This window comes from Chitinimonas koreensis, from assembly GCF_014353015.1.
Classification (GTDB): domain Bacteria; phylum Pseudomonadota; class Gammaproteobacteria; order Burkholderiales; family Chitinimonadaceae; genus Chitinimonas; species Chitinimonas koreensis.
This window is the reverse complement of sequence record NZ_CP060704.1, coordinates 385,571-398,321: the sequence shown is the minus strand read 5'-3', so window position 1 is coordinate 398,321 and position 12,751 is coordinate 385,571. Positions and strand designations below refer to the sequence as shown.

The 12,751-nt window shown below is 69.7% G+C and carries 8 protein-coding genes and 1 pseudogene; 2 read left to right on the top strand and 7 right to left on the bottom strand.

The window, feature by feature from the left end:
• Positions 1–85: 85 nt before the first annotated feature.
• A complete protein-coding gene (locus H9L41_RS01525) occupies positions 86–859 on the bottom strand; it encodes a tRNA threonylcarbamoyladenosine dehydratase (protein WP_028445798.1) in 774 nt (257 codons plus the stop codon).
• Between the two features lie 122 nt (positions 860–981).
• Here H9L41_RS01525 and H9L41_RS01520 point away from each other — a divergent pair, with 122 nt between their 5' ends.
• Complete coding sequence (locus tag H9L41_RS01520; protein WP_034606632.1) at positions 982–1,725, top strand: pseudouridine synthase; 744 nt, start codon at positions 982–984, stop codon at positions 1,723–1,725.
• 193 nt (positions 1,726–1,918) lie between these two features.
• Here the strand turns inward: H9L41_RS01520 and plsB are convergent.
• A pseudogene (plsB, locus tag H9L41_RS01515) lies at positions 1,919–4,446 on the bottom strand (glycerol-3-phosphate 1-O-acyltransferase PlsB).
• A gap of 409 nt (positions 4,447–4,855) precedes the next feature.
• Here plsB and H9L41_RS01505 point away from each other — a divergent pair.
• Positions 4,856–5,629 carry a substrate-binding periplasmic protein gene (locus H9L41_RS01505; protein WP_051318923.1) on the top strand — a complete coding sequence of 258 codons (774 nt, stop codon included), beginning with the start codon at positions 4,856–4,858 and terminating at the stop codon, positions 5,627–5,629.
• A gap of 154 nt (positions 5,630–5,783) precedes the next feature.
• On the opposite strand, the gene metF is transcribed toward H9L41_RS01505, so the two are convergent.
• The 5 genes from metF to H9L41_RS01480 form a co-directional block, all read right to left on the bottom strand.
• Complete coding sequence (gene metF, locus H9L41_RS01500; protein WP_028445795.1) at positions 5,784–6,617, bottom strand: methylenetetrahydrofolate reductase [NAD(P)H]; 834 nt, start codon at positions 6,615–6,617, stop codon at positions 5,784–5,786.
• A 208-nt stretch (positions 6,618–6,825) separates the two neighbouring features.
• Entirely contained in the window at positions 6,826–8,946 is a 2,121-nt protein-coding gene (locus H9L41_RS01495) for a site-2 protease family protein (RefSeq protein ID WP_245589187.1), read from the bottom strand.
• 1 nt (position 8,947) lies between these two features.
• Positions 8,948–10,321, bottom strand: a complete 1,374-nt coding sequence (locus H9L41_RS01490) for an efflux RND transporter periplasmic adaptor subunit (protein WP_051318922.1) — start codon at positions 10,319–10,321, stop codon at positions 8,948–8,950.
• Positions 10,322–10,358: 37 nt separating this feature from the next.
• Positions 10,359–11,177, bottom strand: a complete 819-nt coding sequence (locus H9L41_RS01485; RefSeq protein ID WP_028445792.1) for an efflux RND transporter periplasmic adaptor subunit — start codon at positions 11,175–11,177, stop codon at positions 10,359–10,361.
• The gene (locus H9L41_RS01480; protein WP_028445791.1) at positions 11,174–12,670 is read right to left on the bottom strand and encodes a TolC family protein; all 1,497 of its coding nucleotides are present in this window, start codon (positions 12,668–12,670) and stop codon (positions 11,174–11,176) included. The genes H9L41_RS01485 and H9L41_RS01480 overlap by 4 nt, the downstream gene beginning before the upstream one ends.
• Positions 12,671–12,751: the final 81 nt, after the last annotated feature.

Genomic DNA, 12,751 nt, shown 5'->3' with positions numbered 1-12,751 from the left:
AAAATACCGTTCGGATCATAGCACGCGTCCACCGTTCGGCCCGGTGCGGGCGCCGGGCACAAATGCCTTTTGCCGCGGCAACGCCTCAGCCCTTGGCCAGGCGGGCCAGCGCACGACCGGCCAGCGCCATGCCGAAGCTCGCGGTCACGGCCACCGCCGAGCCGTAGCCGGCGCAGTTGAGCCCGCCGCCGCCCGGCGCGGCCGGCTCGCAGCTTTCCGGCGCACGCACGATGGGTTCAGTCGAATAGACCGCCTCGATGCCGAAACGTTTGCCCTCGCGCGGAAAACCGTGATGGCGGCGCAGCTCGGCGCGGATCTTGGACAGCAGCGCGTCGCCGCTGGTCTGGGCGATGTCGGCCAGCGCGATGCGGGCCGGGTCGACCCGGCCGCCGGCGCCGCCCGAGACCAGCAGCGGGATCTTGTGGCGGCGGCAGTGGGCGATCAGCGCCACCTTGACCCGCAGCTGGTCGATGCAGTCGAGCACCACGTCGTAGCGGCCCGGCGCGGCCAGCTCGGCCAGGTTGTCGGCGGTCAGGAAGTCGTCGATCTCGACCACCTCGGCACGCGGGTTGATGGCGCGGATGCGTGCCGCCATGGCGGCGACCTTGGCCATGCCGAGCGTGTCGGTCAGCGCGTGCAGCTGGCGGTTCACGTTGCTCGGCGCGACGTGGTCGAGGTCGATCAGCGTGATGCGGCCGACCGCGCTGCGCGCCAGCGCCTCGGCGGCCCAGGAGCCGACGCCGCCGACGCCGATCACGCAGGCGTGGGCCGCTTCGAAGCGCCGCAGCGCGGCCTCGCCGTAGAGTCGGGCGATGCCGCCGAAGCGGCGCTGATGGTCGAGGTCGTCGGCGAGATTCATAGGGGGGCGATTCTAACGCAGGGCCGGCGCCGCCAGCGTCGCCGCGCGGCCAAATCGGCCAGGACGGCGACCGTGCCGGCCGCCGGCGCTAAAATGCCGGTTTAGCCGATGGGAACACCGCCATGACCGAACCGCAGGAATCGCTCCGTCTCTCCAAGCGCATGGCCGAACTCGGCCTGTGCTCGCGCCGCGAGGCCGACGAATACATCGAGCGCGGCTGGGTCAAGGTCGACGGCATCGTCGTCGACGTGCTCGGCAGCCGGGTGCTGCCGACCCAGCGCATCGAGCTCGACCGCCGCGCCGCGGTGGCGCAGACCCAACGCGTGACCATCATCCTCAACAAGCCGATCGGCTATGTCTCGGGCCAGGCCGAACAGGGCTACAAGCCGGCCTCGCTGCTGATCCTGCCGGACAACCGCTTCGTCGGCGACCGCTCGGGCATCGAGTTCTCGCGCCGCCACCTGGCGGGCCTGGCGCCGGCCGGCCGGCTCGACATCGATTCGACCGGCCTCCTGGTACTGACCCAGGACGGCCGCGTGGCCAAGGCGCTGATCGGCGACGAGACCCGGATCGAGAAGGAATACCTGGTGCGGGTCGAGGGCACGCTCGACGCCGCCGGCCTTGCCCTGCTGAACCACGGATTGAGCCTCGACGGCCAGGCGCTCAAGCCGGCCAAGGTGAGCTGGCAGAACGAGCACCAGCTGCGTTTCGTGCTGCGCGAGGGCAAGAAGCGGCAGATCCGCCGCATGTGCGAGCTGGTCGGCCTCAAGGTGGTCGGCCTCAAGCGCATCCGCATCGGCCGCATTCCGCTGTCGGATCTGCCGATGGGGCAGTGGCGGTATCTGCGCGAGGAAGAGAAATTCTGATTGTGTGAGGAGGAAGGGGTGAGGCGTGAGGTGTTGACCCCATCCCCACCCCGACCCTCCCCTTGAAGGGGAGGGAGTCCGTTCGTGCCGGCTGAAAGAGCGCATGTCTTGGAGCCGTCGCTGCACTGCCCTCCCCCTTCAAGGGGAGGTTGGGAGGGGATGGGGTTACACCTCACCCCTCACACCTATCACCTCACGCTTTCCCTTTCGCCGCCAACCGCGCCAGCGCCTGCTCCATCGTCCCGCGATCGATGCGCGTCAGGTGCAGCACGCTCTGCCGCACGTCGGGCGACAGCACGTAGCGCGATTCGGCCGCGGCGTTGCGCAGCTTGGCGTCGAAGGTCAGCTTGCCGGCCTCGTCCTCGGCCGCCAGGCCGTTCTGCTTCAGCGTGGCGATGAAGGTGCGGAAGATCGCCCGATCGAAGAATTCCGGCGCGTTGAACTCGCGCAGCAGCGACATGCGCTGCGCCAGCAGGTGGCACAGGCCCTCGAGCTCGTCGGCGCTGACCGCGCCGCTGCCCTGCTGGGTCAGCACCGACAGCGAGATGAAGTAGCGCACCAGCGCCGGCCGCACCGCGTTGCCCAGCAGCATCAGCTGGGCGTATTCGTCGCTGTTGAGGTTGGGCGCGTTGTAGATGCCCTCGCGGCCGGTGCTCTCGGCCAGCCAGCCCATCTCGACCAGCGCGGCCAGGTAGGCGTCCAGCGCGCCGCCGAGTTCCTCCTCTTCCCAGCGCAGGAACAGCTCGGCGCGCAGGAAGGGATAGACCGTGCGCGTCAGGTTGGCCAGCTGCTCGCGGCTCAGGCTGGCGTTGCGCGAGAACAGGCAGGCGATCAGCGCCGGGATGGCGACGCAGTGCAGCACGTTGTTGCGCATATAGCTGCACAGCACCGCATCCTCCGGATAGAAGTGCAGCACGTCGCCCAGCGCATGCGGATGGCGCTGGATCAGCCGCAGCTTCTCGCAGTGCGCCACCATGGCGCGGCCGTCGAGTGCGGTCAGCCGCGCGCGGCCGGCATAGGGCACCGCGCTCAGGAGCCGGCGGTAGCCGTCGAGCTGCGACACCAGCTGGTCCTCGTCCATCGCATGGCGCGGCGTCGCCAGCAGCGCCAGGCTGACCAGGTTGACCGGGTTGGCCACTGCCGCGCTGTTGATGCCGTCGGCGATGCGGTTGCCCAACTGCTTGATGCCCTGGCTGAACCAGGCCGGCCGGCTCTCGCCCAGCGGCGGCTCCTGGCGCCAGTCCGGGTGCGCCTCGGCCAGCACCTCGGCCAGCTTGATCGGCTCGCCGAAATTGACGTGCACCTTGCCGAAGTTCTTCTTCAGCTCGCGCACGCTCATCAGCAGGTTGAACAGCGACTCCTTCTGCTTGGGCTTGCCCATCAGCTCGCCGACGTAGCTGCGGCCCTCGAACAGCTTCTCGTAGCCGATGTAGACCGGCAGGAACACGATCGGCCGGGAGGAGTCGCGCAGATAGCTCTGCACCGTCATCGCCAGCATGCCGGGCCGCGGCTGCAACAGCCGGCCGGTGCGGCTGCGGCCGCCCTCGACGAAGTATTCGATCGGGAAGCCCTTGGCGATCACCATGTGCAGGTATTCGTTGAACACCGCGCCATACAGCGGATTGCCCTTGAACGAGCGGCGCAGGAAGAAGGCGCCGCCGCGGCGCAGGATGCCGCCGACGATGGGCAGGTTGAGGTTCGCCCCGGCCGCGATGTGCGGAATCATCAGGCCCTGCTGGTAGACGATGTAGCTCAGCAGCAGGTAGTCGATATGGCTGCGGTGGCAGGGGACGTAGATGATCTCGTGGTCGGGCGCGACGCCGGTCACGGTATCGAAGTTGCCGAGCTCGACGCCGTCGTACAGCCGTGTCCACACCCAGGTCAGGAAGCGGTGGAACACCCGTACCACCGGGTAGCTGTAGTCGGCGGCGATCTCCCAGGCGTAGTGGCGCGCCTTCTCCTCGGCGCGCCGCATCGCGGTGGCGCCGCCGCCCTGCTCGGCGGCCAGCGCGGCGATGGCGGCCTTGACCGAATCGGTGTCGAGGATGCCTTCGACCTGGGTGCGGCGGTGCGACAGGTCGGGGCCGATCGCCATCTCGCGCTGCTGACGGAAATGCACGCGCAGCACGCGCGAGACCTTGCGGATGGCGCGCTCGTCGTCCTCGGCGTCGGCCGCCAGCTCGCGCAGCGACAGCGGCTGGCCGAAGCGCACCAGGGTGTTGCGGCCATGCAGCAGGATGGTGAACAACTGGCGCAGCGAGCCGCGCGGCGACCAGCTTTCCGAGAAGATCAGCTTCCAGATCGAGCTTTCCTTGTCGGGCGTGCGGCCCACAGGATGCTGACCGGCACCACTTGCACGTCGAAATCGGGCTGGTTGCGCACCGCCTGGGTCAGCCGCTCCAGCAGCGGCGAATGGCCGCCCGACTTGGTGCGGCCGAACCACGGCTCGGCGCGGGTGGTGAAGAAGAAGGCGCGGTTCTCGCGCACCGTGGCGGTATGGATGCCGTCGAGCGGCGAGGCGAGGCCGGCCGCCAGCACTTCACGCTCGAGCACCAGGATATTGCTGAGGAAGCGCCGCTGCAGCACGTAGCAGACCGGCCGGGACGGATCGAGGCCGAGCGCCTGCGGCGTATCCGACAGGGTCTGGGTACGCGCCACGCTGAACAGCAGCCGGCGTGCGAGCAATAAAAAAGGCCTGTCGAGGCCGAGGTATTTGAGCATGCAGCGAACTGGAATCTGGATGAGCGTCCAATTATAAACGCGCTCCGGCCAAGCGCATGCTTGACCGGACTGGCGGCGCGGTCCAAAAAGAAGGCAGACCGGTATTACAAGAACACAGACAGCGGAAGAGTCTATCCCGACAGGAATTCGCCTTGCGTTGCCGGCAGACAAGCCCGCCAGCGCGAAGCGAAGAGGCAATGTAGCGATCTACATGACGATGAGCGACAAAGCTGACGGGCATTCTGACGGCAACCCGGAGGCCCGAACTGGCTTGGGGCTCATGCCGTCGTTACGAGTCACTTGCAGTCGGCCAAACTGCTACGTGACCCGCGCCTGGGCCTGAGCCCCAAGCCAGTTCGGCGCAAGGCGAATTCCTGTCGGGATAGACTCTAAGGACCACGGACCGTCCATGAAGATTCCTCAGCTCCTGGCCATCGCGGCGCTGTCTGCCGCATGGCCGCAGGCCCAGGCCGCCTGCAATCTCTCCTTCGCCTACAACGCCGAGCCCTCGCCGCCCTATATGGTCGGCGAAGCCACGGTGCAGGCCGAACGACCCGGCGTGGCGGTCGAGATGGTGCGCGAGGCGAGCCGCCGCATCGGCTGCACCGCCCGCTTCGTGCGCCTGCCCAATGTGCGGGTGCTGGCCGAGACCCAGGCCGGCCGCCACGACGGCGCATTCATGTATTCCCACAACCCCGAGCGCGCCGCCGGCCTCGCCTACCCGCTCAAGGACGGCAAGCCCGACCACGACCGGCGCATCGCCACGCTGCGCTACTACCTGTACCGCCTGACCGGCAGCCCGGTCGAATGGGATGGCCAGCGTCTGCGCGGGCTCAATGGCGCGGTCGGGGTGAACCTGGGCTGGTCGATCGGGCGCGACCTGAAGACGATGGGCGTGACGGTGGAGGAGGCGCTGGGCAGCCGTTCCAACCTCGAAAAGCTGCTGGCCGGCCGCATCGCCGCCTACGCGACGCAGGACCTGGCCGGCGACGCCGCCGTGCAGCGCTGGGGCCAGGAGCGGGTCGAGCGGTTGCCGGCGCCGCTGTCGACCAAGGACTACTTCGTGGTGTTCAACCCGGACTTCGCCGCGCGCCAGCACGATACGACCGAGCGCTTCTGGACTGCGCTGGCCGAGCTGCGCGACGAGATGGCGGCGCGGTTGCTACCGTTGTATGCGGAATGAGGCGGTGCGGCCGAGCGAGCCGCACGGCGGAGGAGCTGTTTTGCAGGTCGGAAGTCATTCCGACAGCGATTTATGCCGAGGGCGCGGTCGGAATGAATTCCGGCCGACAACCCCGATTCCGATCTACCGATCCTGCCTATGCCGGGTGCGAGAACTACAGTCCTAGCCGCTGCCAGATGGTCGACACGTTGCCGGCCGCGTTCAGCGTGTAGAAATGCAGCCCCGGCGCGCCGCCATCGAGCAGCTTGCGGCACAGGTCGGTCACCACGTCGAGGCCGAGCGCCTTGATCGAGGCGCTGTCGTCGCCGTAGCTCTGCAGCTTGAGCCGTAGCCAGCGCGGGATCTCGGCGCCGCAGGTGTCGGAGAAGCGCGCCAGCTGGCTGAAATTGTTGATCGGCATGATGCCGGGCACCACCGGGATGTCGACGCCGCGCGCGCGGATCTCGTCGACGAAGGCGAAATAGGCGTCCGGATTGAAGAAATACTGGGTGATCGCCGAATCGGCGCCGGCACGCGCCTTGCGCACGAAATTGGCCAGGTCGTCCTGGGCGCTGCGCGCCTGCGGGTGGTATTCCGGGTAGGCCGCCACCTCGATGTGGAACCAGTCGCCGTGCTCGGCGCGGATGAACTCGACCAGCTCGTTGGCGTAGCGGAACTCGCCGACCTCGACCATGCCGCTCGGGATGTCGCCACGCAGCGCGACGATGCGGCGGATGCCCTGGTCGCGGTAGAGCTGCAGCAGGCCGGCCACGTTCTGCTTGGTCGAGCCGACGCAGCTCAGGTGCGGCGCGGCCTCGAAGCCCTCGCCGCGAATCTCCAGCACGGTGTCGATGGTGCCTTGCTGGGTGGTGCCGCCGGCGCCGAAGGTGACCGAGAAGAACTGCGGCTTGAACTGGCCGAGCTGGCGGCGGGTATTGCGCAGCTTCTCCACGCCCTCGGGCGTCTTGGGCGGGAAGAATTCGAAGCTGTAGGTCGGGGCGATGCTCACGGCGGTCTCGTGTTCTGTGCTCAGGGAAGGTCGGCCGATGCTAGCGTCCGGCGGCGGATCGGCGCCAATGAAATCGGCGCATGTCGATAGAAGCTGTTTTCATCGTGGCGCCGCATTCCACGCCGGAGGTTCCCGCCGCGAATGGCCGGGCGATGAGCAGCGGGCCGCCCAGGACTTCCGCCGGAAGCCGCGCCTGCCCGGCGACCCGCTACAGCGCCGCCTCGCGCTGCAGCGCCGCCAATGCCGCGCGCCAGGCGCGGCCCAGGATGCTCTGCCGCTCGCCGCGCAGCCGCGCCACGCCGGCCACCTCGCGCAGCGGTGCGTTGCCGGCCTCGCACTGGTCCAGCCGCACCCGGAACAAGGCCTCGAGCGGCACCAGGCTGCGCTCGACGCGCTGGGTGGCGATCGGGCCGCCGTAGGTCGAGGCCAGTACCGGCTGGTCCAGCGAAGACAGGTTGATGCGGTCGATCGCGCCGATACGGCAGCGCACCCGCGGCGCCTCGGCGCGGTCGGCCACGAACACCGCCTCGTCGCCCTGCGCCAGCCGGCGCAGCGCGCCTTCGCCCACGAAGGCCTCGCCCTTGAGGCCGTCCGCGCCGTTGAGCGACAGCAGCCGCTCGCCGCCACCGATCACCGTGCCGGGCTGCAGCGACTCGACCGCGTCGACCACCCGGCCGGCGAACGGCGCACGGAAATCGAGCCGGGCGATCTGCTGCCGCACCGCCTCGACCTGGGCCTCGGCCGCCTGCCATTGCTTGACCAGCGCCGGCCCCTCGGCCTGCAGCTTGGCGTCGAACGGCTGCTGCTCGATCTGCCAGCGCAGCGCGTCGGCCCGCGCGCGCGCCCGCGCCAGGTCGACCTCGAGCTCGGGCGAACGCAGTTGCAGCAGTTGCTGGCCGGCCGCCACCCACTGGCCTTCGCGCACCTGCACCGCCACCACCTCGGCCGGTGCCGGCGAGTAGAGCTGGGTCGAGTCGCGCGCACCCATCACCGCCGGCGCGCCGACGTCGGCCTGCCAGGGCAGGGCCACGAACAGCACGAGGCCGGCCAGCACCGCCAGGCTGCGCGCGGTGGCGAAATTCCAGCGCAGTTCGGCGCGGCGCTTCCACCATACCGACACCTCGCTCCACAGCGGCAACGCGATGAACCAGGCCATCTCGACGATGAACAGCAGGATGCCGAGCACCTTGAAGAAGTAGTGGTAGACCAGCAGCGCGATGCCGAGGAACAGCACCAGCCGGTACAGCCAGGTGGCGAAGGCGATGCCGGTGAGCAGGCGCCGCCGCGCCGGCGGCAGCGACTCGGGATCGGGCTCGTCGAGGCCGAGCAGGTGGCGGCGCAGCCAGACGCGGCCGAAGGCGAAGGCGCGGCCGTGCAGATTGGGCAGGTTGAGCCAGTCCGACAGCAGGAAGTAGCCGTCGAAGCGCATGAAGGGGCTGGCGTTGATCGCCAGCGTGGCGACCCAGGTGGTGGTGGCCAGCATGAACACGCCGGCGCGCAGCGGGCCGTCGGGCAGGAAGCTCCACAGCAGCGTGGCGAACACCGCCAGCGTCAGCTCGGCCGCCATGCCGGCCGCGCCGATCAAGAGCCGCTCGCGCCGGCCCGGCAGCTTCCAGGCCTCGTTGGTGTCGGTGTAGAGCACCGGCATCATCACCAGGAAGGCCACCCCCATGGTCGGCACGCGGCAGCCGAAGCGCTGGGCGGTCAGCGCGTGGCCGAACTCGTGCAGCACCTTGGCGAAGCTCAGCGACAAGCCCAGGCCGATCAGCCCGGCCATGCCCGAGTAGGCCGAGAAGGTGTGGGTGAACTCGTCCCAGCGGCGCGATACCAGGAACAGCCCGAGCGCCGCCACCGCCGCCACGCCCCACCAGAAGCGCGGGTCGAACACCAGCGCGAAGGCCGGCGCCAGCTTGCGCAGAATCGGCATCGGCCGCAGCAGCGGCACGCGGAAGAACAGGTAGTGCTTGAGCAGCCACTTGGCGTGGCCGAGCTTGCTGGCGCGCGCGATGCGGGTGAAACGCGCGGTGTGCTCCGGCGACACGGCCAGCAGGAGGTCGTGGCGGCCGAGGAAGTCGGCCACGGCGGCGACCTCGTCCTCGTCGACCTCCAGCGTGGTGTCGGCGTTGACCGCCTCGACCACCGCCGCGGCCGAGCCGAGACCCCAGCGCGACAGGATCTCGAAGGCCGGCCAGCCGAGCTGGTAGAAGCGGTTGGCGGCCGGATCGTGCAGCATCCAGCTCGGCTCGCCGCCGTCCTGCACCGGACCCGGATGCAGGCTCAGGTCTTGCCGCAGCGGCGGCAGCAGCGCGGCTGCGTCGGACCCGATCACCTTACAGCCCCAGCCATTGGCGCGCCCAGGTCAGCGGCCGGCGCAGCGCGTAGTAGACCAGCGGCACCCAGTCGCCGTAGACGCGCGCGGTGCCCATCTGGCCGATGCGCGGCAAGGCGTCGACCTGCTCGAAGCGGGCATGGATGCGGTAGGCCAGGATGCCGTCCTCGGTCGGCTCGGCGCGGTAGGCCACCCGAGTGATGGTGGCGTCGTAGGATTCGGTCGGCGAGGCGTTGGGATAGAGCCGCACGGTGCCGCCGGGCGCGATGCGGATCGCCTCGGCGGCCGGCAGGAAGGCGGTCAGCTCGACCCGCGCCGGGTCGGCCAGCGTCATCACCTTCTCGCCGACCGAGACGGCGCGGCCCTGCCAGTCGTTGCGGTCGGAGAACACCACCACGCCCTCGCGTGCCGCCTTGACGCTGATGCGCGCCAGCTGGCGGCCGGTGTAGTCGGCCTCGATCGCCTTCTCGTCGAGCTTGGCGCGGTCCATCGCCATCTCGAGCTTGCCGCGGTCATCGGTCACCGCCAACTGGGCGCTCTGCCGGTAGGCTTCCTGCGCCGCCTCGCGCGCCTTGTCGGCCAGCGCGTACTGGCCGGCCAGCTGGGTCTGGTCGAGGCTAAACAGCGGCGCGCCGGCGGCGACGCGCTGGTTGGGCTGCACGTCGATGCGGTCGATCACGCCCGACAGCGGCGCGCGCACCAGGAAGGGCTCCTGCGGCGTCACTTCGGCCCGCGCCAGCACCGTCAGCCGCACCGGGCAGCAGGCCAGCAGCAAGAGGCCGAGCAGGATGCGGCGGCGCGTCTTGCCCGGCCGCACCCAGCCGCCGAGCCGGTCGCGCCAGTTGCGCTGCGGCGCGAAACGGGCCTGGGCGTGGGCATAGGCATCGGCCAGCTCGGCCGCCAGCGTGCGCTCGTACTCGGTCCAGGGCTCGTCGCGCGCCAGCAGCAGCGCCCCGCCCGGATGGCCGCCGATCGGCGGCAGGCGCAGCCACAGGCCGTGCGCCGGCAGCCAGCCGGCCCATTCCTCGGCCAGCACCGGCGGCAACTCGGCCGCGCCGACGAAGCGGACCGGTCCGGCCTCGGCGGCGTCGGCCGCGGCCAACGCCTTGAAAGCGGCGGCCAGCCATTGCACGTAAGGCGCCGACGGGTCGGTCTCGGCCAGGCCCGACAGCGCGGCCACCCGGCCCAGCGGCCCTTCGCGCCACAGCGCGGCCTGGCGGTAGGCCAACAGCCGCAGGCTCTCGTTGACCATGACGAAGCCGAGCGCGTCCTCGCCGTCGGCTTCGCGCGCGCGGCGCATCAGTTGCACCAGGGTGGCGAGGGTGCGCGCCGGATCTTGCACCGGGGTCCGGACCGCGGCTTCGGGACTGTTCATCGCGACTCTGACTGGAAAATGCCGTAGCGGCGTGGATCTACTGGGCGCCCTTGGGCGGATTGAAGCCGGCCCAGCCGCTCATGCCGGGCAATAGAGCGGCATCCTGCCCGTCGATCACGCCGATGGCCAGCACCGACTGGCTGACCGGGTCGATCTGCGCGCCGAGCCGCGCCACGCTGGCCGGAAACGCCCGGCCGAGCTCGTCGACCTGCACCGTGAACTTGCTGCCGGGCTTGAGCCAGGCCAGCCACTTGGACGGCACGATCATGCGCAGTTCGAGCTGGCCGACGTCGACGATGTCGAGGATCGGGTTGCCCGGACTGACGAACTGGAAGGCCGCCGCGCTGCGCTTGGCGACGCGGCCGTTGAACGGCGCCGACACCACGCACTTGGACACTACCGTCTGCATGTAGCTGAGCTCGGCGGCGGCCTCCTTGGCGCGGGCCTCGGCCTGGTCGACCTCGAGCTTGCCGATCGAATTGAGCTCGGCCAGCCGGCTGTTCACCTTGACCAGCTGGCGCGCCGCCTCGAGCGTGGCCTCGGCTTTGCGCACCTGGGCGCGGTAGCTGCTGCACTCGAACTCGACCAGCACCTGGCCCCTGCTGAAGCTGCCGCCCTCGGGCACCGGCAGGCGGGCGATCTTGGCGGCGATCTCGCTCGACACCGTGACCGCGTTGCGCGCCATCAACTGGGTACGGATGCGGCCGTCGTTAGGCGTCGGCGTACCGGGCAGCGCGGCGGGCGCCGCCCGCGGCGCTGCCGGAGCCGGGGCGGCCGGGGCCGTTTGCGCGGCCCAGGCCGGAACGGACAGAACGGCCGCCAGTACGCCGGCGGCCGGATACCTCGTCAAACTCATTGCTTGCCACCCACCGTGCCTTGCCAGCGCGCTTCAGCGCCCTCGAAGGCCAGCGACAGCGAGGCCAGGTCGTAGCCGTTGGCCTCGCCCGGCAGCGGGTCGAGCCCCAGCGTGGCGCCGATCTGGCCGTAGGCGTTCTGCAGCTCGCCGTAGCTCTGGTACAGCCGCAGTTGCGACAGCACCGCGTTGGCGCCGGCCAGGATGGCCTGCAGCTTGCCCTGCGCGCTCGACTGCGCGGCGTTGCGCGTCTGGTCGAGGATGCGCTGCTCGACCGTGTTCAGGTCGCGCTCCAGCTCGTACTGGCGCGCCCGGCCCTGGTAGTCGATGTAGGCCACGTGCACCTGGGTGAGCACCGCCATGTTCAGCGCCATGCGCTGCTCCTGCGCCACCTTCAGCTGCGCCTCGGCCGAGCCGCGGATCTTGCCGGCGTTGACCAGGTTCAGCAGGTTCCAGCTCACCCGCACGCCGGCGTCGCCCCAGGCCTGGTTCACCAGGAACTTGTTGCTGTCGTAGTGCTCGCCGATGCTGAATTCGAGCCCCGGCATCAGCTTGGCCATCGCCTTCTTGGTCTCCAGCGTGCTGATGCGCTGGTTGTAGCGCGCTTCCATCAGCTCGGGCCGGTTCAGCAGCGCCAGCTCTTCCATCTTCTCCAGCGGCACGCCGAGCGGCGGCGTTTCGAGCTTGGCCGGCGTGCCGACCGAGAAGCGGCTGCCCGGCGCCAGGTTCATGATGGTCGCGAGCCGCGGCTTGGCCTGCGCCAGCGAGGAGCGGATCAGCGCCATCTGGCGGATCACGTCCAGGAGCTGGCGCTGGTAGTTGAGCGCCTCGAGCGGCGCGCGCAGCTTTTCCTGCTCGACCTTGCGCGAGTCGGCCAGCGCCGCTTCGGCGTCCTTCAGCAGCGCTTCGACCGGGCCCTCGAGCTGCTGGGCGCCGACCGCCTGCCAGTAGGCCTGGCGCACCTGCTGCATCAGCTGGTGGGCGACCTTGCGCTTGCGTTCCTGCAGGATCAGCAGGCGGTCGGCCTGCTGCTGGGCGCCGTAGTAGCTGACGCCGAAGTCGAGCACGTTCCAGCTCAGCGTGAGGTCGGCGTTGCCGCGCTCGCGCTCGCTCGAGATCGACGGCACCAGCGACTGCCGGTGGGTCACCACGTCCTCCGAGCTCGAGGCCGATTCGTTGCTGCGCGAGCTGTAGCCGGCGCCGAGCGCCAGCTTGGGCAGCATGTCCATGCTGGTCAGGTCGAGCTGGCGCTGGGCCAGGGCCTCTTCCATCAGCTTGACGCGGAAATCGAGGTTGTACTTGAGCGCGCGGGCCATCGCCTGTTCGAGGCCGATGGCGCCGTTGACGGCTTCCTGCTGGCCGAACATGACGGCGCGGTCTTCCTCGAGGGTGGACTGGCGCTCGGCCAGTTCGATCGGCTTGGGCTGCACCGCGCAGCCGGTGACGAAGGCGGCGGCGATGGCCAGGGGGAGCAGCTTGATTGGACGCTTTGTCATCCTCGGGGTCCCTATTTTTGCTGTGAGCTTGCGATATCTGTTTACGGAGCGGCGGGCCGTCGCTGGACGGCCCGCCGGTGA